The sequence below is a fragment of the Rouxiella chamberiensis genome (assembly GCF_026967475.1).
GTDB lineage: Bacteria > Pseudomonadota > Gammaproteobacteria > Enterobacterales > Enterobacteriaceae > Rouxiella > Rouxiella chamberiensis.
Genome location: NZ_CP114058.1, coordinates 4,350,661 through 4,374,531 on the forward strand (window position 1 = coordinate 4,350,661; position 23,871 = coordinate 4,374,531).

Sequence of the window (23,871 nt, forward strand, 5' to 3'; positions counted from 1 at the left end):
TGATTAAGGACAAAAACGCTGTAATCGAAGCCATATTGCGGGGGAAGTCGATGGACAATATCAACGGCATGCTGGCCTTTGTGCGCGCGGCCCAGTTGCAGAGCTTTACGGCGGCCGGGGAGCGCCTCGGGATTTCCGCTTCGGCGGTCGGCAAAAGTGTGGCGCGGCTTGAAGCACGCCTGAACGTCCGCTTATTCAATCGCAGCACGCGGCGCATCAGCCTGACCGATGAAGGCCAGCTGTTTTTCGAGCGCTGTCAGCGAATTGTGGCGCAAATGGAAGAAGCGGAAAACGAGCTGTCACGGCTGTCGTCAACGCCGCGCGGCAAACTGCGGGTCAGTCTGCCGCATATCGGTTACCGCATGCTGCTGCCGTACCTGCCCGAATTTATGCAACGCTATCCCGAAGTTGAACTCGAGCTGGATTTCACCGACAGGCTGGTGGACATTATCGCCGAAGGTGTTGATGTAGCGATACGCAGCGGCGACCTCGTTGATTCGGAAATGATGTCGCGCATACTCGGCACGTTCCGTTTTGTCATCGTCGCCAGCCCGGACTATTTATCGCGCCATCCTGCGCCCGAGCGGCCCGAAGATCTGCAACAACACGTTTGTCTGCGCTATCGCTTTCTCAAAAATGGTCAGTTGCAGACGTGGGATTTCGCCGATGCCAGGCCACGCGAAATCCCGGCATCCTTGACCTTCAACAATCTCGAAGGGTTGCTTCAAGCCTCGGTACGAGGGATGGGCCTGACCTATGCGCCGAAATTTCTTGTCAAAGAGTACCTGCATTCGGGCGAGCTGGTTTCCGTGCTGGACGACTATATTACCGATGCAGGCAAGTTTTCCCTTGTCTGGCCGAGTAGCCGCCATCTGCTACCAAAAATCCGCGTTTTCATCGATTTTATGACCGAAAAGAAGGTGTTGAGCGATCTCTAAATGCAACGTCGTCAAAAAACGGTCAGGCTTCCAGCGTCAGTTTTTCCATCATGACTATCACTTTCTGAATCACGATTTGCGCCGCGCGTGACAGCTGGCGGCGGGGCGCGACACAGAGTGCCAACGTGAGCGGTTTTACGCTGTGCCCCTGTAAAGGCACAAACGCCAGCCGCTTCTCGTGAAGATCGGGAATGACGTCGAGCAGGCTGAGCACGCCGACACCCGCGCCCTTGCGGATCAGTTCACGCATCATTCTGACATCGTTGCAGACAATCGAGGGCGCTTCGTGAAGCTGGTAGCGGTTATAGAGCAGCTTTGCGCGCGCATTTACCATCAGTGGTTCCGACGGAATAATATGACGGTAATCGGTGATGTCGCTGAATGACAACGCTTTTCTGTCGGCCAGCGGATGCCCTATCGGCATCGCAATCCCGATGGGTAACTCGGCGAAGCGCGCGCACCTCGAGGCCGGTATGTTCGACCGGATCCAGCAGCAGACCAAAATCCACTTCGGCCGAACTGACGTGCTCGCTGATATTGCGACTCTCTTCGATGCGAATATTAAAAGTCAGATAGGGAAACTCCCTGCCTACGTCGGCAAGCAACTGGGCCGTGAGCCCTTCACTTAACGCAGCTATCATCGAAATACTGACGTGCCCCCGACGCAAACCCTGCATTTCATCGAACCGCTCGCGGGTGCGGGCGAATTCCTTGCGCCAGCGTTTAATGTCGTCAAACAGCACTTCGCCCGCCGAGGTCAGTTTCAATCCTGTAGGAAGACGTTCAAACAGGGGCGTTTCCATGGTCTTTTCGGCCTGCAAAATCTGCCGGTTTATCGCCGATGCCGAGACATGGAGCACCTCGGCCGCCTTGCGCAGACTTCCGGTGCGGGCAACTTCAACAAAGTATTGTGAAAAGCGTGAGAATGGCGACATAGGGGTGTACTAATTTTTGCAGTGAAATAGTGAGTTATCTATTATGGACTGCATCACCTATTTTTCCTAGATTGTACGAGGTCTGTGTGTAAAACAGGTTTTTCTGATGTTTTTCTACAAATTGGCTATAAATAACAGGCAGTGATGACAGGGTTCGTCAAAACACGCAGTGTTTCCGTGTGGTTTTATCTCGAGTCAGACGAATCTTGCCCTCTGTACTCTCGTCGCGCGGACGTGTTTTGAAAAACAAAACTTATAACAAGCGTGTAGTTAATCAGCGCGTCCGAGAGACATCCCATGTTAGAGAAAATATTTAAACTCAAAGAGCACCGTACCAATGTTCGTACCGAGATTCTGGCCGGCCTGACCACCTTCCTGGCAATGGCTTATATCCTGTTCGTCAACCCGTCGATTCTTGGCGCGACCGGCATGGACAAGGGCGCAGTTTTCGTGGCTACCTGTCTGGCTGCCGCAATCGGTTCCGCACTGATGGGATTCATCGCAAACTACCCGATAGCGCTCGCACCGGGCATGGGGTTGAACGCCTTCTTTACCTACACCGTTGTGCTGCACATGGGTTACACCTGGCAGATTGCCCTGGGTGCCGTTTTCCTCTCCGCCTGTATTTTCTTCGCACTCTCTATCTTCAAGATTCGTGAATGGATCATTCGCAGTATTCCCCTGCCGCTGCGTTCGGCCATTGCCGCCGGTATCGGCCTGGTTCCTGGCGCTGATTGCGCTGGAAAGCTCGGGCATCGTGATCGGCAATCAGGCAACGTTGGTCGGGCTTGGCGACCTGACCAAACCTGCGCCGCTGTTTGCGATTCTGGGCTTTATTGTCATCGTGGTGCTGGAAGCCCGTAGAATCACGGGCGCGGTGCTGATAGGCATTCTGGCCGTCACCGTGCTGGCTATCGCGTTCGGCTTTACGCCGTTTGGTGGCGTGATGTCCATGCCGCCTTCGATTGCGCCGACCTTTATGCAGCTCGATATCAAGGGCGCGTTCAACGTCGGACTTATCAGCGTCATCTTCGCCTTCCTGTTCGTTGACGTATTCGACAACTCGGGCACGCTGATTGGCGTCACCAAGCGCGCCGGTCTGACCGATGCCGACGGCAATATTCCAAAAATGGGGCGTGCACTGGTTGCCGACAGCGCCGCAGCACTGTTTGGCTCGCTGCTCGGGACCTCCACCACGACCAGCTACATCGAGTCGGCGGCGGGCGTCGGCGCAGGCGGCCGTACCGGCCTGACGGCGATTGTCGTGGCTATTCTGTTCCTGCTGAGCCTGTTCTTTGCCCCGCTGGCCGGTAGCGTTCCTGCCTTCGCGACCGCGCCTGCTCTACTGTTCATCGCCGTCTTGATGACCTCGGGACTGGCTGAAATCGACTGGAAAGACATTACCGTTGCGGCTCCGGTTACCGTCACCGCGCTGACCATGCCATTGACTTACTCGATTGCCAACGGCATTGCATTCGGCTTTATCACCTGGACGCTGGTCAAACTGCTGAGCGGCCGTGGACGCGAGCTGAATGCGGCGATGATTGTGCTGTCTATCCTGTTCGTCATCAAGCTGGGCTGGCTGAGCGCCTAACCTGTTGTCATTCTGGCCCTTCCTTCACTTTCCTCGGTGGGGAAGGGCAAACCTGCAAGGCCATTCCTCTCCTCAAATCGCAATAATCGTCCGAAAATGCCGCGAAGATACCCGCTGATAGGGGCTTTATGTGCGCCTCAACTTCAAAATGACCCCAGAATTTGTTATATTATTGAGCACTTCGTCAGCGATGTATTTTTGCGGCGAAGATGTGAATTTTGATTCCCGCTTTACCAGGATAACGACATGTTAGATTTTCGCTTTCCGACAGCAATGCAGATGGTTTTTAGTGTGGCACTGGCTGAAAAGTCCGGTCAGCGCTGTACCAGTGCGACTTTGGCAGCGAGCCTGGAAGCCAATCCAAGCTTTATTCGCAAATTGATGGTGCCGTTGACCCATCACGGCATTATCGTCTCGACTCTGGGTCGAACCGGTTCCATTCGACTGGGCCGGCTGGCGGATGCCATTACCTTGCGCGATATCTACACCAGCGTGATTGAAGACAAACGCCTGTGGGCGGCACGTCCCGAAAAATCGGCGAAATGTCTGGTCAGCGCCAATGCCTGCGGCTATTTCAAGTCCGTGGTGCATGAAGCCGAAGAGGCCTCGATGGCGGTACTGGCGCGTTATTCGGTCGCCGATGCGCTGGCCGAGTTCGAACGCAACGGCAGCTACATTTGCAACGGCGAAGAAGTGGCCGCCAAGTAACCTGATGGCCACCATAAAAAAGGGGACACGTCTTGCGGCGTGTCCCCTTTTGCATTTCCGGCGTAGGAATTACCCGGCGATAACGGTTTCCGTTGCCGTTTGCGGCTCGGCCTTTTTGGTGACCAGCTTTCTTAGTGCCACATAAAATACCGGTGTCAGGAACAGGCCAAACAGCGTAACGCCCAGCATGCCCGAGAACACGGTAATCCCCGTTACGCCACGGACTTCGGCTCCTGCGCCGTGGCCGAAGATGAGCGGCACGGTGCCTGCTATAAACGCAATCGAGGTCATCACGATTGGCCGCAGACGCAGACGACAAGCCTCAAGCGCCGCCTCGATAATTCCCTTGCCCTGCAACTCCAGCTCGCGGGCGAATTCGACAATCAGGATGGCGTTCTTGCAGGCCAGTCCCATCAAGACCACCAATCCGACCTGCACGAAGACGTTGTTGTCGCCGCCGTTCAGCCAGACGCCAAACAGTGCAGACAGCATGGTCATGGGCACAATCAGGATAACCGCCAGCGGCAACGTCCAGCTTTCGTACAGCGCGGCCAGCACCAGAAATGCCAGCAATACCGACATCGGGAACACGATAAGCGCTGCATTGCCCTGCGTCGACTGCTGATAGCTCAGGTCGGTCCATTCGATATTCATGCCGTTGGGCAGCAGATTTTTCGCCAGCGCACTGACGTCCGTCATCGCTTCGGTGGAAGAGAGCACGCGCGGGTCGGCATCGCCAATCAGGTCCGCCGCCGGATAGCCGTTATAGCGAATTACCGGATCCGGCCCATAGGTGGTGGTGATGTTGACCATGCTGCCAATCGGCACCATTTCACCCCTGTCGTTTCGGGTACGCAGATTGCCGATATCTTCCACGCTGTCGCGGAACTGTCCGTCGGCCTGCGCCATGACCTGCCACGTGCGGCCAAAACGGTTGAAATCGTTGATATAAGACGACCCCAGATAGGTTTGCAGCGTGCTGAACAGTTCGTTTAGCGAAACACCCTGAGCTTTGGCCTTGTCGCGGTCGATTTTGGCTTCAAGCTGCGGCACGTTGGCCTGATAGGCGGAGATAGGGAAACTCATGCCCGGCGTCTGCATAATCGCGCCAGACAGCGTATTCACCGCCGATTGCAGCGCGCCATATCCCAGACCGGCCCTATCCTGAATATACAGCGAATAGCCCGAACCCTGACCCAGCCCAAGAATCGGCGGCGGCATGATGGAAAACGCGAAACCTTCCTGTAATCCCGAAATTTTGGCGTTGATCTCGGCATTGATCTGCGCCGCCGTGCGGGTTCTCTCACTCAAGGGTTTCAGAATGAAAAATACCGTGCCGGTGTTTGGCGTATTGGTAAATTGCAGAGCATTCAGACCGGGGAAGGAGACGGCATCCACTACGCCTTCGGTGTTGAGGCCAATGGCGCTTATCTTGCGTATCGCCGCATCGGTGCGCGACAGCGACGCGCCTTCCGGCATCTTCACCCCGGCAATCAGATAAAGTTTATCCTGCGTCGGAATAAATCCGCCCGGCACGCTTTTAAACATGAATCCGGCAGCCGCCAGCAGCAGAATATAGACCACAAAGACTGCGCCACGACGGCTCAGCGTTTTGGAGACGGCGTGCTGATACTTGTGTGAACTGGCGTTGAAGAAGCGGTTGAACGGGCGGAAAATCCAGCCGCACAGTCTGTCTATCAGTCGCGAAGGCAAATCTTTTGGCGCACCGTGGGATTTCAGCAAAATAGCCGCCAGCGCCGGTGACAGCGTGAGCGAGTTTATCGCCGAAATAACCGTCGAGATGGCGATGGTGACGGCAAACTGCTTGTAGAAACTGCCCGGTTACGCCCGACAGGAACGCCATGGGAACAAACACGGCGCAGAGCACCAGCGCAATCGCGATAATCGGACCCGAGACTTCGCGCATTGCCTGATGCGCCGCATCACGCGGAGACAGGCCTTCCTCAATGTTTCGCTCGACGTTTTCTACCACCACGATGGCATCGTCGACCACAATCCCGATGGCGAGCACCAGCCCGAACAGACTCAGTGTATTGAGGGAAAAACCCAGCAGATACAGAACGCTAAAGGTACCGATAACCGAAATAGGCACCGCCAGCAGCGGTATTATCGAGGCGCGCCAGGTTTGCAGGAACAGAATAACCACCAGCACGACGAGCACGACGGCTTCGAGCAGCGTATGTACCACGGCACTGATTGAATCACGGACAAACACGGTAGGGTCGTAAGGCGCGCGCCACGTCAGGCCCTCGGGGAAACGGGTCGACAGCTCGGCCATCTTGGCTCGCACCGCATCCGACAGGTCAATCGCGTTGGCGCCCGGAGCCTGGAAGATGCCGATACCGACCGCGTCTTTGTTGTTCAACTGGGAACGCAGCGCATAACTGCCCGAGCCCATTTCAATTCGCGCCACGTCGCGCAGATGCACGATTGAGCCGTCTTCACCCGTTTTCAGAATGATATTACCGAACTCGGTTTCGTCCTTGAGGCGACCTTGGGCATTGATAGACAGCAGATAATCGCTCTCTTTCGGCATCGGTTCGGCACCCAGCTGACCCGCCGACACCTGCACATTCTGCTCGCGCATGGCGGTGACGACATCGGAGGCGGTCAAGCCGCGTGCCGCAACCTTGTTGGGATCCAGCCAGACGCGCATGGCATATTCACCCGCGCCGAAGATCTGGACCTGACCCACACCCGGCAGCCGCGCCAGCTCATCCTTTACCTTCAGCGTGGCGTAGTTGCGCAGATACAGCGAGTCGTACTTGCCGGAAGGGGAAGAAAGATGCACAACCAGCGTCATGGTCGGCGACTGCTTCTGCGTGGTCACGCCCTGCCGCTGTACGTCCTGCGGAAGACGCGCCGCCGCCTGCGAGACGCGGTTCTGCACCTGAACCTGCGCCTGATCCGGATCGGTGCCCGGACGGAAGGTCACGGTGGTCACCAGCACGCCGTCGGAACCGGCCACGGATTTCATGTACATCATGTTTTCAACGCCGTTAATCGCTTCCTCAAGCGGCGTCGCGACGGTTTCGGCTATCTCTTTCGGGTTGGCTCCCGGATATTGCGCGCGTACCTGCACGCTCGGCGGCACGACATCGGGATATTCACTGATAGGCAGCAGCGGCAGGGCAATTGCCCCTGTCACAAGAATCAGGATCGACAGCACGGCCGCAAAGATGGGGCGATCGATAAAAAAGCGGGAAAAGTCCATGGGTCAGATCCTGTTATTGCGCTGCGTTTGCGGCGGGCATACTGTTTTTTGCCATGTCCACGCTTTTGGCGTTGACCGACATTCCCGGCATAAAGACTTTCTGCACGCCATCGACCACCACGCGATCGCCGGCCTTCAGGCCTTGCTGCACGATGCGCAGCCCTCCGGAAAGCGCTCCCACCTCGATATCGCGGCGTTCCGCTTTTCCTGATGCATCGACCACGTAGACATATTTGCGGTCCTGATCGGTGAGCACCGCCTTATCGTCAATCAGCAGCGCGGTAAACTCGGCGCTGCCGGGCATCTGGACGCGGGCAAACAGGCCGGGCGTAAAGCTGCGGTCGCGGTTGTCGAGCAGGGCGCGCATGCGAATGGTGCCGGTGCTGGCGGTAAGCTGGTTATCGGTGAAGTCGATAACTCCCTGATGTGGATAGCCATTTTCCCCGACCAGAGCGACATGCACCGGCAGCGGCGCACTTTTCTGGCTCTGAGCGCGAGCAATGGACTGATAACGCAGGAAGGTGGCTTCATCGACGTCGAAATAGACATAGACTTTGTCCAGCGACACAAGCGTCGTCAGGACACTGGCGCTGTCTCCCGCCGTCACCAGATTACCGGCGGTAATCATCGCGCGGCTGGCCTTGCCGTCGATAGGAGCAATCACACGGGTGAAATCGAGGTTGAGCTGCGCCATGTCCAGCTGGGCCTGCGCGGCCAGCACATCGGACTGCGACTGCGCCGCGGCGGCCCGACGTTGCTCCCACAGCTCGCGGGAAATGGCCTCGGAACTCACCAGTTTTTCCGTACGTGCCGATTCGCTGCGCGCCAGACTGGCCTGATTTTTCGCGCGAACCAGTTCGGCTTTCGCCTGTTCCTGCGCCGCGCGATAGGTGCGGTCGTCGATGGTAAACAGCACCTGACCCTTTTTCACCTCGTCGCCTTCCTGATAATTTACCTGCTCGATATACCCCGAAACCCGTGGGCGCAGCTGAACGCTCTGCACGGCCTCAACGCGGCCGGTGAACTGATCCCACTGTTTAATCGGTTTAACCACCACGTTGGCAACGCTCACGGCAGGCGGCGGCGGCGGGGCATTCTGCGCCACGCTGTCGTCACACCCTGAAAGCAGCGCCACCATGACGGCGACGGCTGAAAGCGGCGCCAGAAGGGACGTGCGAACACGGCCACCCTGAGGCCGCGGATATCCAAATTGCCTGCTGATCATTATTTTTATTTCCAGTGAATAAACGTCGTCAGACACGAGCTTCGGTCCTGTCCACCGAAGTGACGTCCTTTGCCTGAACCGTTTTTTGGGGGCTTGTGCCTGTCGTGGACACAATAAAGTATCAATTACTGATACACTAACTCGAAGGGATTGTAGGGAGCGCACTTGCAAACTGCAAGAATTATTGTTGCACTTTATGTGCTATGTTCGAAGGGACTTTTGTATAGAGCTGTAACTTTTACACTCAGATGAATTAAATGCAATAGTAAAACTTGCATTTAATGCGAAACTGCGTCAGCCTTATTGCAGGCCCTCGAAGAGAGGGTAAAACCATACGGGAAGAGCGGAAATGAAAACTGAAGATTTTATTCACGATCTGATCGACTGGATCGATCACAATCTGGAAGAGCGACTGGATATCAAAACCGTGGCGGAACGCGCAGGTTATTCGCGCTGGCACCTGCAGCGGATGTTCAAGGAGCACACGGGTCTGCCGATGGGTGAATATATCCGTGCCGAGAAAATGAAGAAGTCTGCCGATATGCTGGCCAGCAGCGGTGAAACCATCGTCAGCGTTGCCATTTCCCTGGGCTTTGATTCCCAGCAATCCTTTACGCGCAGCTTCAAGCGTCGGTTCGGGCAAACGCCGGGCGATTGGCGTCGTGCTGAAAACGGTCAGTCTGCTGCGCGGGCATGCCATTGACAACCGCCGGGCCAGCCTGGGTGATTAAAGGGCAATGCAGTCATTACCCTTGAAATCAGCGAGACATTTGCCCCCGGGATGTTATTGGACCATATGCTGCATCTGTCTGCTTAACGCCATCAATTGCGCATTAAGAGGAACCAGCTGCTTCTGAATCGCGTTGTATTTATTCAGTTGCGCCTGTGAGGCAAATTGCAGGGTATTTCCCGAAACAGTGACTTTCCTGCCCTGAGATTTAATGAAATCGGCCTTGACCACAATGAGTTTCAATACCTCCGGCAGCAGAGTAAATACCTGTGTTGCCACGTCGGCGGGTTGAGAAACGACTTTGCCATAGGCCTGGTTGTATACGGCACCGAGGTCAGGCGGCTGCTTCAATGCGAGGCGCTGTGCCTCGGCCTGTGTGCGTAACAGGGTCAGTTCCTCCTGCCATTTCGCGCTTTTCAGCGCCATACTCTGTAACTCATCTCGTTGTTCCAGCAGGGCATTAACGGAAGTTAGCGCATTCATGCTGGTAAATACCGGCACCAGTGATGAATCCAGCGCGATATCCATTTTACGATGAAATTCGGTAATAACCCTGTAATCCTTGCTGTATTGCCCAAACGCCTTTTGCTGGTCTGCGGTTAATACCGGAACGCGCACTGTATCCTGTGCAAGAATCTGTTGTTGCAGAAAGTCGATAAACGCCTTGCGCTGCGTGAGTTCATTATCGCCACATCCATTCAGACTCACTATTAATAACAGCAAAATAAAGGGGATGAAGAAATAATGTATTAAGGTGTTTCTATTTTGTCGGGACACTGTCCTGAAGATAATACTTTCCGACATCGTAATAATACTCCATGAGGCTACTCGGCTGTTTATTACCTTAGCGCAAAAAATATATTCAGGGAATTGTAGCGGGCGACATGCAGAGAATTAATAGCAAAGAGGGGGAGTATGGCGGCGAAAGGCGATACATTTCATTGGGTCGGTATGACAATAACCGACATCGCCTGTCAAAAGCGATGCCGGAGATGTTTCAGGGAAGTTGGCTCAACAACTGTTCACGCGTCCAGGGAGCATGACCGGTGATGTGGGCGGCAATCTGTTCAATCATACCCTGCGTGGTTGCCTTTTTGCCGGTGGTCAGCAGGATTAGCGGCACAATCAGCATAAGCGCCAGTTGAGGCAGGGTGAAAGACTTGATAACTTTATCACGGTGCGTAATCAGGAACAGGCAGCTGGCCGCGAAACCGAGAATCAATCCCGTAATCACTTCGCTTTGAGAGTGCGCGCCGAGAATAACGCGGCTAATGCCAACCATCACCGGAATGATAAAGCCAATGGCGACCATCACGCGATGAACATTGCGGTGATAACCGCCGCTCAGAAGCCATAACAGAACCGGCCAGACGGTGGCCGACATGGTCGTGTGGCCGCTGAATCCGGTAAAGTTATAGGTGGCGCTGCCAATTCCCCAGCCGAGAAAAAGCAGCTTGGAAATGCTGATAATTAATCCGGTAGTGCCAAAAATAAATAACCAGGCTACAGGAGTGAATTTTCCGCTGACCTTCCAGGCCATAAATAGGGCAATAATAATGCCTGTTGGCAGTAGCAGCATGCTGTCGCCAAAATAAGTCAGACTATTCCAAGACAATCAGATTCCCCTTAATTAAATACTTTAAAATTCAAAAAAGAATATTAATTTGAGGGGGAGTTTATCAGCAGGAACAGGATCAGTGAAAGCAAAATTGCCGGTCCCTGCTCATTGATAAGATATATTTAATGAGCAGGGAGTTCGCCTGGGTATCGATAGCCAAACCGGCTAATTTCAGGATGAAACTTTTTTACAGTGCGTCGGCAATCGCCTGACCCAGCTGGCGAGTATTGCCCTTACCGCCGAGATCGCCGGTAAGAGGCGCAACCTCCGGGCCTTGACTCAACACGGCTTCGATAGCTTGCAAGACTTCGGCGCCTGCCCGCTCATAGCCCAGATGTTCGAGCATCATGGCACCGCACCAAATCTGGCCTATCGGATTGGCAATGCCTTTTCCGGCTATGTCGGGCGCGGAGCCGTGCACCGGTTCAAACAGACTCGGGAAATGCCCTTCGGGATTGATATTTGCCGACGGCGCGATGCCAATGGTGCCGGTACAGGCCGGACCCAAATCGGAAAGAATATCGCCGAACAGATTACTGGCCACCACGACATCAAACCAGTCAGGATGCAGTACGAAATTGGCGGTCAGAATATCGATATGATATTTATCGACGTCAACTTCGGGATAATGCTTGCCCATTTCCACCACCCGTTTATCCCAATAGGGCATGGTGATGGCGATCCCATTGGATTTTGTCGCCGAGGTCAGATGTTTTTTAGGGCGCTTTTGTGCCAGTTCGAAAGCATACTTTAAGATACGGTCTACGCCCGTGCGGGTCATGACCGTTTCCTGAATCACGATTTCGCGATCGGTGTCAGGGAACATAATGCCGCCGACGCTGGAATATTCGCCCTCGGTATTTTCACGGACGACATAAAAATCAATGTCGCCCGGCTTGCGGTTTGCCAGAGGCGCTTTGACGCCCGGCATCAGGCGCACAGGACGTAGATTCACATACTGATCAAACTCGCGGCGGAATTGCAGCAAGGATCCCCACAGGGAAATATGATCCGGCACGACATCAGGCCAGCCCACAGCGCCAAAATAGAGGGCGTCAAACGGTTTCAACGTTTCATACCAATCGTCCGGCAGCATTTTACCGTGTTCGAGATAGTAATCGGCGCTGGCGAAATCGAACCACTGCCATTCGATCTTGATATCATGTTTAGCGGCGATCTTTTCCAAGACCTTGATACCCTCCGGCATCACTTCTTTACCAATCCCGTCCCCCGGGATCACGGCGATTTTATGTGTTCTATCAGACATGGTGTGGGCCTCTTATTATTAATAGTGACCCGTCGAGTGTATTTGCTTCTCCTTGCAGCAACAATTTGCTAAATATTTAAGGCATTCTTAACTTTAAGTGAATAATGATGGCCTCCCTCGACGATTTGCGATTTTTTACTCTAGTGGCGCGACTGGGCAGTTTGACGGCAGTCGCCCGGGAAATGGGCCTGACGCTGCCCGCGGTGAGCAAGCGCCTGACGTTGCTCGAGCAGCGGCTCGGCGTTCAGTTAGTCCTGCGCACCACGCGCCGACTGGATTTAACCCTCGAAGGGGAGCGCTATGTGGAAGGGGCGCGGCCAATCATCAGTCAGCTCGACGAACTGGAGAGTGTGGTCTCCAACAGTCAGGCGCTGCTTACGGGGCGACTGAATATCAATGCTTCGTTTGGTTTTGGTCGCCGTTATATCGCTCCGCTTATTTCCGCGTTTCATCGGCTGCATCCCGAACTGGACATTGACCTTCAACTCACCAGTCAGCCGCTTAATTTTCTCGATAGCAGCGTCGATATCGATTTACGCGTCGGCGAGCCGCCTGATTCACGTCTGGTAGCGATTAAACTCAAAAGCAATTCGCGGGTAGTCTGTGCTTCACCGGCTTATCTGGATAAAAGAGGCGTGCCCCAACAGGTTACCGATTTGGCGCAGCACAACTGTATTGTGCTTCGACAATACGAAAGCGACTATTCCCTGTGGCGATTTACACGGGCGGGTAAAGAGTATGTGCAGAAGGTCAGCGGAGATCTTTCGAGTAATGATGGCGAGACGGTGGTGAACTACGCGCGCGATGGACATGGCATTATTCTGCGTTCGAAATGGGATATAAAAACCGATTTGAGTCAGGAAGCGCTGATCCCTGTCTTGACCGATTATCAGGCACCCGATGCGGATATCTTTGCGGTCTATACCTATCGCAAACACGTTCCTGCGAGAATAAGCGTTTTTATTACTTATCTTAAGCAGCGGCTGGCACTGGAGCCATAAGCATCAAGTTGCTTTAAAATGAGTGTTAAACAGGCAGTTAATGCGGCTTTTGCTTCAAAAAACATCATTCAAACGATCTGGCAGGCTTATCGTTAAAAAAGCCGTTGACGGCAGAGAGCCAATACGGTTTAATGCGCCGCGTTGCCCGGATAGCTCAGTCGGTAGAGCAGGGGATTGAAAATCCCCGTGTCCTTGGTTCGATTCCGAGTCCGGGCACCATTATTCTGAAGAACCCGCCCAAAAGGCGGGTTTTTTGCTTTCTAGGTCCGGACTCTTCATCGAACGTTGTTCGATTACTCGTCTCATCCCTGAGACTCGCCCTTAGAGCCAGCATCCAGACCGTAAAACAAAAAACCCGCCGAAGCGGGTTTTTTATCATCTGGGTAAAGCGGTTATTCCATATCATCGGGCGTGTTATAGACGATGTATTCCAGCGCCTGAAGATAACGGTCCTGCTGTGCTTCGTCTGTTTCGGACTCAATCTTTCTTATCAGGCAAAGAATGATGTCCTTGTTGCTGACGGAGTCTTTATATTTACGAACTTCGCTGCAGATCGCGGCAATAACTTCATTATCGGTATGAAGTTCTGGGTTCGTTATCTGTATGTAGTCGGCCAACTTCAAATCAGTAGATGCCATATCAAACATTTTTTTAGACCCCATCATCAATACATGGAAATTTTAGGCAGCGTAGCATGCTGCTTGCCCTATGCATCGAATAAACCTCTACGCGCCGAGTAAGCCAGGCGTGAGAAGTGGCGTAATTTGCCTTGATTCGTGCAAGATCGCGTGATTAATACAAACTTATACAAAAGTTCAAAATTGTACAACCTGACGGTGGTTAAATTGTGTGGTCGGACGTGTTAGAGGTAACTGCGGACCTTACCTGTATCCTCATCCCTGAGAGGTTGTCCCTGGGGCTGGCAACGATGTGCTTACAGCCCTTTAATGGAGAGACGTGTCAGGGCAGGGGTTGATGATCGCTCATCTGGATCTGTTGAAGAATATGGTTCGGGCGAAATCTCAAGCTGAAACGCGATTAGATAGACTTCACCGGCATGGTGAAATTCGCGGGTAATATATTCCTTCGCAAGCGACATCTCCTCTCCACTTTCCTGTTTATCATTAAGCAGGAAATCATGTTCGCCTCTTGCAGATCGAATGACGCGCCCTGTGCCATACCACGGCCAGGGAATGGTAGCCGTATCCCCATTACACGGACCGCCTATAAATAAAACAGTCTGTTTTTTCATGTGGAGAATCCAATAATTATATTTTTGCAGGCTAGAGCATTACTGATATGTCGAAGTAATGACGGATGTCCTGATGAGAGACTATTAATTTAATAAAATCTTAACGAAGGAAGAGGAAAGGGATAGTAAGTGCAATCGTCGGCATAAGTCCAGAAGTATCGCCGAAAGCTGCGGCATCGTATTTTATTTTTTAAAAAATAGAACTATTATTTTTAAGTAAAATTAATTAAATGGCTTTATTGTTTTAAATATACTTACCAAAATATATTGACGTATATTTCGCCAGTCAAATGCGGTCAGATAAAAAGGAGGGCGGTTCGGGCATTCGCACGTTAGCGTGATGTTTAAAAAGTAACTGGCTAAATTTACACAAGATTTTGAAAGGGAGGCATGAAAGATGCTGCTTTATTCGTTTCTACATTCGTCAATACCGGTTCTACAAGCGGATATCGTTGCGTGCCTGTAACAGTTCGGCAAAAAGCTTATTGAAATCTTCAACTTTGCCGCGGAGATCCAGCATGTGCCGTTCTTTCTCGGATTCGGGAAGGTAGGCAAACAGCTGCAACAGCTCAAGTTCACGCTCGGTGAGTGGCAACGCCAGAGCAGACGCAGGTGTAGGAGAATATTCTGTATCACCATACAAAATCCAGTTTGGTGAACACTTAAGTGCATCTGCCAGAGAAAAGAGATTTTTGCCACCCGGTGTGGTGTCGCTGCTTTCCCACTGTGAAATTGTGACATGGGAAACCTTCACAGCTAATGCAAGGTTGCGCTGTGTCAGTTTCATCTCTTTTCTTCGCAATTTAATGCGTTCACCGGGAGTCATCATAGTAGCTAATTCTAGGTTTTCTTGACTTAAATATCTCAAACACATGATTTTTAGATTAACTTAACATCATGGCCTGTTAATTTTGATTAAAAACACATCACGAATTTTCACTGAATGAGTAAGGTCAAGGTTTAAAATGGCGGGTATGGCGCTGTGACGCGTCAACATTGAGGGGTAGGGCCGAAATTTCAGGCTCATTCTTTACTCTCCTCTCTCTATAATATGGACCTCTTTGCACCTCGAAGTCAGATATATTATTGAAATAGGCTATTTAAGATAGTTTATGGAGCGAGCAGTGCCAAAAGTGGTTGAAGCAATGATAAATATTTTAGCTCTATTTTTTTACCCTGTTGCTTAAATTTTAGATAATCGAGACGACGGGAAATAGTTAATTAAGCTTTATCAATAAAAAAACCCACCATAAGGCGGGCTTTTTATTTCGGCTTTTAACGGCCGGTATAATTCTGGTTAAAGGCTTAGACAGTACCGGTACCACCGTCTGAACACCATACCTGACCAGACGCGTAGCTGTTGTCGGACGAAGCAAAGGTGACATACAGCGGAGCAATCTCGGCAGGCTGACCAGGACGCGCCAACGGAGCGCTCTCGCCAAATTTCTCGATTTTTTCCTGCGGCTGTCCACCACATACCTGCAAGGCAGTCCAGTATGGACCCGGTGCTACGGCGTTAACACGAATGCCGTCCGGTCCCAGCTGTTTTGCCAGCGATTTGGTAAAGGCAGCGATGGCCGCTTTGGTCTGCGCGTAATCGAGCAGAATATCGCTTGGCTGATAAGCCTGTACCGATGTCGTGTTGATGATCGAAGCGCCGCGAGGCAGATATTCGACTGCCGCTTTGGTAATCCAGAACATCGCATAAACGTTGGTTTTGAACGTGGCATCAAAGGATTCGGTAGTAAGATCCTTAATCGATTCGCAGAACTGCTGACGACCTGCGTTGTTGACCAGAATATCAAGGCCACCCAACTGTTCTGCAGCCTGTTTAACCAGTTGCTGACAGAATGATTCGTTGGTGATATCACCCGGAATCGCAATCGCCTTGCGGCCTTCCGCTTCGATAAGCTGAATGACTTCTTTTGCGTCAGACTCTTCGGCAGGCAGATAGTTAATCGCAACGTCTGCGCCTTCGCGGGCATAGGCAATCGCCACCGCACGACCAATACCGGAATCACCACCTGTGATCAGCGCCTTGCGACCGGCAAGTTTGCCGCTGCCTTTGTAGGAGGTTTCGCCATGATCCGGACGCGGTGACATCTCGCTCGCCAGACCCGGGAAAGGTTGTTTTTGCTGTTTAAAAGGGGGCACAGGGTAAGATGCCGCATTGCCCAAAACGTTTTCATTAGGGGAACTTTGCTTGTTGCTCATGGTGCGCTCCTTCCATATTTGTGATTAAACATACCTAAAGACTAGTGCATAAAATCACGCTTTTAACGTTTTAAGAATATTCTGCTAATTATTGGCGCTACCCCATCATTTATCACTTACTGGCCGCTGAGCAAGCCGCCCATTATCGCTTCTGCGTCCAGCGCGACGAGAAAACATAGGGCGGTTGTCGGGCCGGTGGAGTCGATATCGGGCAGGTTTTCCTCCCCGCGCTTATCGCATCACCCTTGTACAGCACCTTGTCTTTAACGCTCAGTTCGCCGTCCATTACATACAGAAATTGCGCAAAACCCTGACGTGATGGCACTTTCGCCGTGTCTTTGTGATCCAGTCTTATGTCATAAACATACACCGATTGCCGGATTTCCAAAGGCGCGTCTTCTCCCTCGGGCGCAGCCAGCAATGTCCATTCGTTGAGTCTTACTCCTTCCGGGCGCTCCATAAATTGAACACGCCCCTCGAGGTTGGCCTTGCGCGGACGAATGAAAATTTGCAGCATCTCGGCGGCGACAATGGGGGTAGACTCTTCGTGCCAAAAGCTTTTGCCTGCGTTCATCATCATGATTCTTTTGGAAGACAGCGGCGTACGATGGCCTGTTGAATCTTCATGCACCATAGAACCCTGCCACACGTAACTCAGGATTTCGTCATTAACGTGCTCATGCAGGCTGACGAGGGTGCCTGTCAGCAGATTGGCATGATCAATGACGCTTAGCGGCCCAAAAGCGTCATCGTTTCGCTCGGGCAGGATCTTGCCGGGCCGAATACGACGAATTTTGAAAGGTCCATATTCAAACGTCGATTTAGGTTCTGCGCGTAACAGGTTCAACATGAAAATCTCCAACGGATTGATAGGGGCGGAGAAAGTAAGATAAAGCATAGTTTAGCGGTTAATAATTATATCAACGTATAGTTGGCGAGAAGAGGCAGGCGAAAATCTCGCCATTTCTAATGCTTGATAGCTGTATAAATATTCAGTAATATCGGCCTGATTAAAAATTATCCGATAACCGCCTCGTTATTAAGCCTCTATGCCAAACGAAAATTCGCCATTGCTTTATCAGTATCCGGAACACCTTCGCTTTACGCTCGAGACGTTGCCGTCGTGTAGCGGGGTGTATATTTTTTACGGCCAAGACCAGACGTTTCCGCTGTATATCGGCAAAAGCATCAATATTCGCAGCCGCGTGATGTCGCATTTTAGAACCGCCGCCGAAGCCAAACTGTTACGAATGACCACCAATATCCACTATATCGAAACGGTCGGCGAAATAGGGGCATTGCTGCTTGAATCGCAGATGATTAAAGACCAGCGTCCGTTGTTTAACAAAAGGCTGCGCGTTACCCGCAAACTCTGTTCTTTGCGTGTCAGCGCCGAAGGAACGGGCGTGGTGTTCAGTAATGAAACCGATTTTTCGACGGCTGAAAACCTGTTTGGGCTGTTCAAGACCAAGTTTGCCGCGATCGAAAGACTGCGCGAAATCGCCGATCAGGAAAAGCTTTGCTATGGCGCGTTGGGGTTGGAAAAACTGTCGGCGAAGCGCGCCTGTTTCCGTTTTTCTCTGGGCCGCTGTGCCGGTGTCTGCTGTGGTAAAGAAACTCTGGAAGCCCATCAGGCGCGTTTGAAAACGGCGCTCGAGGCGATGCGGATACGCGCCTGGCCTTATCCGGGGCGCATAGCCATCGAAGAGAAATCCGACATCGGAAGTGAATATCACGTATTGAATAACTGGTTCTATCTTGGCACCGCCAAAACGCTGGATGATGCCAAGGCGGTTCAGGTTCCGCCGCCCCATTTTGACCGCGACAGCTATAAAATCCTCTGCCAGCATGTCTTTAAACAAAAGGCACTCAGCATTACGCTGCTCGATTAATCCCCCTCTTTAGAAAGCGCCTCGTTTCAGGCGCTTTTTTTATTCCTACCTGAAAGCAGCTTCTTGCCTCACGTAACGAAAAGTTTCATTTGCATAATTTTGACATAATTTGTTATGTTATCACATAACAATAATTGCATGAGTTTATCTGGTATGCCACGTGACCGCAAGGAAGACTTTTCGCCCGCTGTTCTCGATGTTGCTCAACTTTGTATGCAAATTGATGGCAAAACACAGGTTAATGACATTAACCTGCAACTTCGCGCCGGAGAAAAGGTGTGTCTGCTGGGCGCTTCGGGGTCCGGCAAATCGCTGACTGCCAAAGCCATTATTGGCACGCCACCTGCTCATGCCGAGCTTTCGGGCTCCATCAGGGTTATGGGGCAGGAAGTGCTGGGCCGTCATCCTTTAATGAGAAATGCCGATTCTCGCGTTGCCGCCATCTTTCAGGACAGTGCCAGCGCGCTGAATCCATTGATGACGATGGGCAAACAGTTGCTGTTGCCGAAAAGGGGCGATGACGAAACGGCGCTCGATGCGTTGCTGCAACAGGTTGGCCTGGGCCATCTCGACGATTTGAAAAGCCGTTACCCGGCACAGCTTTCAGGCGGCCAGCGGCAAAGAGTATGTATCGCGCTGGCGCTGATGAGTCGCAGCAAAGTGCTTGTTGCCGACGAACCGACTACCGCGCTGGACGTCATCTCGCAACGTCAGGTTGTGCAGGTTTTGCAACAGGTCTGCGCCTCAGCTGATTCCCCCGCGCTGCTGTTCATTACCCACGATATTGCCGTTGCGGCTCAACTTTGCGATAGGGCGCTGGTCATGCAGCAGGGCCGCGTGGTCGAGTCGGCCAGCATGCGGCAACTGCTCGCGCATCCGCAGCATCCCTATACTCGTCAGCTCATTGCCGCCGTGCAGTTATCGACACCGTTAGCGAGCGCCATTGCCTTATGAATCCATTGCTTCACGACGTTTCTACGACTTTTCTGCATCTGGATAATGTGGGCCGAAGCCATGCCACGCGCCGTTTTCCGTGGCAACGCGCAACCACGCGCACCCTTTTTCGAATCTTTCCCTGCAATTGCGTCAGGATGAAACGGTCGGGCTGGTCGGCGTATCGGGATGCGGAAAATCGACGATGCTCAACACGTTGCTGGCGCTGGACGCCGCCGACAGCGGGCATATTTATTGCGAAGGACGACGCGTGCAACCCGGAAGTGTGCGCTCGCTGCGTTGGTATCGCCGTAAGGTGCAAATAGTGATGCAGGATCCGGCGGGATCGCTGGATCCCCGTCAAACCGTCGCCACGCTGCTTGCCGAACCGCTCAGGCAACTGAAATTAAATGAAAATATTGCGCAACGAATCAAGGACGCGATGGAACAGGTCGAGCTGGATGCGCAATTGTTGACGCGCACGGCGGCAACGCTGTCGGGGGACAGGCGCAGCGGGTCGCAATTGCCCGCGCGCTGATTGTCAGACCCGCCTTTCTGCTTGCCGACGAGCCGGTCAGCGGTCTTGATCTGCCACTGCGAGCGCAAATCAAGACATTGCTACAGCAGATTTGCCGCACTCATCGTATGGGACTGCTGATGGTCTCTCACGATATCTCCCTGATTGACGGCCTTTGCGAGCGCGTCTTGGTGATGAGCGAAGGGCGTTTCGTTGAACAAGGCCCGACCGCCACTGTTTTTTCCGCGCCGCAGCATCCGCACACCCGCGCCTTGCTACAGGCCGTTCCTTCCTGACGAGTGTCTAACCCTCTATTTTATTGAACAAAAGGATATCCCGATGATTGCCTGTTTTGCCCGCTGGCCCTGCGCCGGACTGATAGCGGCTGCGCTGTTGCTGGCTGGATGCTTTAACGAACCCGCCGACAAGACGACGGAAGAGGGCGATAACCGCCTGCGTCTGGCGATGCTGCAACCGCCGCGATCCGCCCTGACGCCGCTCAGCGACGATGCCTTCAAGCTTTCGCGCTGGAGTACGGCCGAAACGCTGGTGGTGCTGGATGCATTGGGCGAGGCAAAACCGGCGCTGGCGACCCGCTGGCAGCAGCTTGATGACAGGCATTGGCGCTTTCAGCTCAGACCGAATGTCCATTTTCACGATGGCAGCGTCTTGACGGCCGCAAGTGTGGTCAATGCGTTGACCGTGGCGGCCCATGCATCGCCAAAACCGCGCATTCTGGACGGGGTGCGGCTCGAGATAACCGCAGACGGCGAAAACGCGGTGTTGATTTCGACGGCGGTCGCCGATCCGCTGTTGCCGCAGCGCTTGTCGAGTCCGCAACTGGCAATCCTCTCCCGCGCCGCCTATGCCGTCGACGGCGTGGTCAATCCGGTCAATCACGGCAGCGGTCCCTTTGTTTTACGCAGCGTAAAGGGCACCAGCGGCGCAACGCTTGATCGTTTCGACGATTACTGGGGGCCTAAAGCCAGACTTGCGGGCATAGATGTGAGCTTTGTGCCGGATGGCACGGCTCGCGCCGCCGCGTTGCGCACTGGTGCGGCCGATGTAGTTGAAGCCATTCCCGTCTCTCAGGCACCGCTTCTCGACCCTGCGCGCGTGCACGAAGTGCCGATGCCGCGCACCAATACGCTGTATCTCAATACGCGGCAGGGAGCAATGCAGGACCCGCATCTTCGGGCGGCGGTGCGCGACGCTGTCAATCGGCAGCAGCTGGTAGCAAACGTGTATGAAAATCGGGCGGATGTTGCGCAAGGTCTGCTGGGTCCGGCACTGCCGTGGGCGGCAGCCTTACGAAAGCCTGTTGCGCAAAGGGTTGACGCCCGCGCGCCCAACGGCATCACGCTTACGCTTGCGACCTTCAGCGACCGCGCAGAATTACCGGAAGTGGCGGTGTATCTGGCGCAGCAACTCACGGCGGCGGGATTTACGGTCAAGCAGGTGGTGCGCGAATATGCGCAGATTGAAGCCGATGCCCTGGCCGGAAAATTCGATGCCTTTATTTTATCGCGTGCGACGGTACTGGATTCCGGCGATCCGGTGGCTTATCTCTATAGTGATTTCTCCTGTGAGGGTTCTTTCAATATCTCTCAACTTTGCCGTCCTGAAATCGATCGCGCTTTGCAGCAGGCTGCGGCAATCCCCGCGGGTGAAGCGCGACGGGAGGCGATTATGCAGGCCGAAAGGTTGATTCTGGCGACAGACGCGGCGATTCCCATGCTGCACGAGCGGGTGATTCAGGGGAAAGTCCCGGGATCCGCGCCGTCCTGCGTGATCCTCGCGAGCGAACGTTGATCGCAAGCGATACGCAATTCGACGGCGGGAAAATCACGGACTAATGAGCGGATCCTTGTATTGCCGAACCTGCGCCAGCGTCAGTCAGTCCTCGATATTGTCGGGTTTAGTGCCGTTGCTGTCGCGTCTCGTTACCCTGTTTGCCGTAGTTGCGCTGATTGGCGTGCTGCCGTGGTTGTCGGGCGGGGATCCTGCGCTGGCGCTGCTGCGGGCGCGTTCGGGGGAGCAGGAGGCGACGGCGGAAACGCTTGACGCCATTCGTCAGTCACTCGGACTCGAAAACGGGCCGGTGGCGCTGCTGTTAGGCTGGCTTGATGGATTGCTGCACGGCGATGCCGGAAACTCGTGGGTTTCCGGCAGGCCGGTATTGCCCGGTATGTTACAGGCGACCGGCGTGTCGTTAACGCTGATGGCGTATGCCGCCTGTATCGCGCTATTGCTCTGCGCCGCGCTATGCAGCGTGGGTTTGCTGCGCGGATTAAGAGGAAAAGCGGCGACGTCCGGCGGCCTGCCGGCCGCTATGCTGACGGCGCTTCCCGAGTTTCTACTGGCTTCGCTGCTGCTGATCGTCGGCGCAGTCTTTCTGAGGGCGTTTCCGCCTTATGGCTGGGCTGGATGGCACTACGCCGTATTACCTTCGCTGGCATTGGGCATTCCGGCAGGCGGTTATCTCGCGCGTATTCTCGGAGATGCGCTTGCCGCAACCTTGAGCGAAAGCTGGATAACCACCTGGAGCGCCGCCGGGATCGGGCGGCGTCAGATAGCCTTCGCGGTGCTTAAACGCACCTTGCCGGGCATTATGCCGCTGGTGGGTATGGTGCTGGTGTCGCTGACCGGCGGCGCGATTGCGGTAGAAAAAGTCTTTGCCATTCCGGGATTGGGACGTGCCACGCTAGGGGCCGCCGCGGCTCAGGATCTACCCGCCTTGCAGGCAGGTATTCTCATTTTGCTGGTGCTGGCGATGCTTCTTGCCGCCGCCGCGCAACTTTTTCGTGCCGTGATTCTGGGTCCTGCACTCAAGGCCGGTGCAATGCCTTTACCTGCCCTATATCGCGTTCGTCGTCGTTTCGAATGGGTGATGCCGTTGCTGTGCCTTATTTTGCTGCTGATGCTTGTGGTGGCGGGCGCGGCGCGGGACCCCTATGCGTCGAGTTTTGTTCGTCTGCAACCTCCTTCGCTCTTGCTGCCCTTCGGCGCGGACGCCATGGGGCGCGACCTGCTGGCAAGAGTCGCGCACGGTACCTTGAAGACCTGCCTTCTCGCGCTGCTGGTATCCTGGGCTTGCCTTGCCCTGGGGCTGCTTGTCGGGATGTTTCCGCGCTGGCTCAACGGACTGATTGACGTTACCAACGCGATGCCGCCGGTGATTGCCGGTTTGCTGGTGGTGGCCGTCAGTGGCCCGACGGAACAGGGCGCGGCCATTGCCGTCATTGCCGTCAGCTGGGCACCGTTGGCCGCCCACACCGCCAGTCTGCTGTCCGACATCAGGGCGCGCGCCTATATCAAGGTGTTGCCGCTGCTCGGCGTTGGTCCTTTACGACAAATGCTGTGTTATCTGCTGCCTGCGTTGATAGGACCGCTGTTTCGTCACGCCATGCTGCGTGTGCCGGGCATTGCGCTGGCATTGGCCTCGCTCGGTTTTCTGGGACTGGGCGCTGCGCCACCCACTGCGGAGTGGGGTAGAGTGCTGGCCGAAGGGATGCCCTATATCGAACGGGCTTGCTGGGGGTCGCCGCGCCCGCCTTTGGGCTGATGCTGCTTTCAATATTGGCGGTGAGTGCGGGAAATCTCGCGGGAAAACGGGCAAAATGAGCGGATTATTGAAATATATGATTCGTACAGATTAAAGGTGAATTAATTGTTTTGATCGTTTTTGAAATGGATTGTTAACAAATACCTCAATTCCTCATTAATTTAGCTAATAATATTGGGTTAATCTTCAGTTTCACTGTGCATTATCTTTGGGTCTGTGCGAAAATTGCGCCCGCATGATGTGCTGA

At 53.7% G+C, this 23,871-nt stretch carries 15 protein-coding genes, 1 tRNA gene and 6 pseudogenes; 11 read left to right on the plus strand and 11 right to left on the minus strand.

From position 1 onward, the window contains the following. Window positions 1-50 precede the first annotated feature (50 nt). The gene (locus tag O1V66_RS20420) at window positions 51-938 is read left to right on the plus strand and encodes a LysR family transcriptional regulator (protein WP_045049149.1); all 888 of its coding nucleotides are present in this window, start codon (window positions 51-53) and stop codon (window positions 936-938) included. 22 nt (window positions 939-960) lie between these two features. Here O1V66_RS20420 and O1V66_RS20425 read toward each other — a convergent pair. Then, window positions 961-1,873 (minus strand): annotated as a pseudogene (locus O1V66_RS20425) (LysR family transcriptional regulator). Between the two features lie 297 nt (window positions 1,874-2,170). Here O1V66_RS20425 and O1V66_RS20430 point away from each other — a divergent pair. Further along, a pseudogene (locus O1V66_RS20430) lies at window positions 2,171-3,467 on the plus strand (NCS2 family permease). A gap of 246 nt (window positions 3,468-3,713) precedes the next feature. After that, a complete protein-coding gene (locus O1V66_RS20435; RefSeq protein WP_045049152.1) occupies window positions 3,714-4,175 on the plus strand; it encodes an RrF2 family transcriptional regulator in 462 nt (153 codons plus the stop codon). A gap of 69 nt (window positions 4,176-4,244) precedes the next feature. Here the strand turns inward: O1V66_RS20435 and O1V66_RS20440 are convergent. Together O1V66_RS20440 and O1V66_RS20445 are read right to left on the minus strand one after the other, a co-directional pair. Then, window positions 4,245-7,410: pseudogene (locus tag O1V66_RS20440) on the minus strand (efflux RND transporter permease subunit). Window positions 7,411-7,423: 13 nt separating this feature from the next. After that, window positions 7,424-8,548: an efflux RND transporter periplasmic adaptor subunit gene (locus O1V66_RS20445; protein ID WP_072045114.1), complete on the minus strand. Its 1,125-nt coding sequence runs from the start codon at window positions 8,546-8,548 to the stop codon at window positions 7,424-7,426. Between the two features lie 436 nt (window positions 8,549-8,984). Here O1V66_RS20445 and O1V66_RS20450 point away from each other — a divergent pair, with 436 nt between their 5' ends. Then, the gene (locus tag O1V66_RS20450) at window positions 8,985-9,338 is read left to right on the plus strand and encodes a helix-turn-helix domain-containing protein (protein ID WP_269127990.1); all 354 of its coding nucleotides are present in this window, start codon (window positions 8,985-8,987) and stop codon (window positions 9,336-9,338) included. An 81-nt stretch (window positions 9,339-9,419) separates the two neighbouring features. On the opposite strand, the gene O1V66_RS20455 is transcribed toward O1V66_RS20450, so the two are convergent. The 3 genes from O1V66_RS20455 to O1V66_RS20465 all read right to left on the minus strand — a co-directional run bounded on the left by O1V66_RS20455 (window position 9,420) and on the right by O1V66_RS20465 (window position 12,250). Continuing rightward, entirely contained in the window at window positions 9,420-10,169 is a 750-nt protein-coding gene (locus O1V66_RS20455) for a DUF3053 domain-containing protein (protein ID WP_082051052.1), read from the minus strand. A 193-nt stretch (window positions 10,170-10,362) separates the two neighbouring features. Next, window positions 10,363-10,980, minus strand: coding sequence for a phosphatase PAP2 family protein (locus O1V66_RS20460; protein ID WP_045049155.1), 618 nt, complete (start codon window positions 10,978-10,980; stop codon window positions 10,363-10,365). A gap of 190 nt (window positions 10,981-11,170) precedes the next feature. Then, a complete protein-coding gene (locus O1V66_RS20465; RefSeq protein ID WP_045049156.1) occupies window positions 11,171-12,250 on the minus strand; it encodes a tartrate dehydrogenase in 1,080 nt (359 codons plus the stop codon). 107 nt (window positions 12,251-12,357) lie between these two features. On the opposite strand from O1V66_RS20465, the gene O1V66_RS20470 reads away from it, so the two are divergent. Further along, window positions 12,358-13,251 carry a LysR family transcriptional regulator gene (locus tag O1V66_RS20470; protein ID WP_045049229.1) on the plus strand — a complete coding sequence of 298 codons (894 nt, stop codon included), beginning with the start codon at window positions 12,358-12,360 and terminating at the stop codon, window positions 13,249-13,251. Window positions 13,252-13,394: 143 nt separating this feature from the next. After that, window positions 13,395-13,470 (plus strand) — tRNA-Phe (locus tag O1V66_RS20475). A gap of 173 nt (window positions 13,471-13,643) precedes the next feature. On the opposite strand, the gene O1V66_RS20480 is transcribed toward O1V66_RS20475, so the two are convergent. The 5 genes from O1V66_RS20480 to O1V66_RS20500 form a co-directional block, all read right to left on the minus strand. Further along, on the minus strand, window positions 13,644-13,898 hold the full coding sequence (locus O1V66_RS20480; RefSeq protein WP_045049157.1) for a biofilm development regulator YmgB/AriR family protein: 255 nt from the start codon (window positions 13,896-13,898) through the stop codon (window positions 13,644-13,646). 287 nt (window positions 13,899-14,185) lie between these two features. Further along, the gene (locus tag O1V66_RS20485; RefSeq protein WP_269127991.1) at window positions 14,186-14,503 is read right to left on the minus strand and encodes a hypothetical protein; all 318 of its coding nucleotides are present in this window, start codon (window positions 14,501-14,503) and stop codon (window positions 14,186-14,188) included. A 436-nt stretch (window positions 14,504-14,939) separates the two neighbouring features. After that, the gene (locus tag O1V66_RS20490; RefSeq protein WP_045049158.1) at window positions 14,940-15,332 is read right to left on the minus strand and encodes a helix-turn-helix domain-containing protein; all 393 of its coding nucleotides are present in this window, start codon (window positions 15,330-15,332) and stop codon (window positions 14,940-14,942) included. A 476-nt stretch (window positions 15,333-15,808) separates the two neighbouring features. After that, entirely contained in the window at window positions 15,809-16,717 is a 909-nt protein-coding gene (locus tag O1V66_RS20495; protein WP_045049159.1) for an SDR family oxidoreductase, read from the minus strand. A gap of 142 nt (window positions 16,718-16,859) precedes the next feature. Next, entirely contained in the window at window positions 16,860-17,567 is a 708-nt protein-coding gene (locus O1V66_RS20500; protein ID WP_269127992.1) for a pirin family protein, read from the minus strand. Between the two features lie 199 nt (window positions 17,568-17,766). Between O1V66_RS20500 and cho the strand changes: the two genes are divergently transcribed. From cho to O1V66_RS20530, 5 genes and pseudogenes are all read left to right on the plus strand, one after another. Then, on the plus strand, window positions 17,767-18,609 hold the full coding sequence (cho, locus tag O1V66_RS20505; protein ID WP_045049161.1) for an excinuclease Cho: 843 nt from the start codon (window positions 17,767-17,769) through the stop codon (window positions 18,607-18,609). Between the two features lie 138 nt (window positions 18,610-18,747). After that, window positions 18,748-19,563: an ATP-binding cassette domain-containing protein gene (locus tag O1V66_RS20510; RefSeq protein ID WP_241481433.1), complete on the plus strand. Its 816-nt coding sequence runs from the start codon at window positions 18,748-18,750 to the stop codon at window positions 19,561-19,563. Further along, a pseudogene (locus tag O1V66_RS21960) lies at window positions 19,560-20,355 on the plus strand (ABC transporter ATP-binding protein). Before O1V66_RS20510 ends, O1V66_RS21960 begins: the two are co-directional and overlap by 4 nt. A 43-nt stretch (window positions 20,356-20,398) precedes the next feature. Further along, a pseudogene (locus O1V66_RS20525) lies at window positions 20,399-21,915 on the plus strand (ABC transporter substrate-binding protein). Then, window positions 21,915-23,683 (plus strand): annotated as a pseudogene (locus O1V66_RS20530) (ABC transporter permease subunit). Before O1V66_RS20525 ends, O1V66_RS20530 begins: the two co-directional pseudogenes overlap by 1 nt. Window positions 23,684-23,871 lie beyond the last annotated feature (188 nt).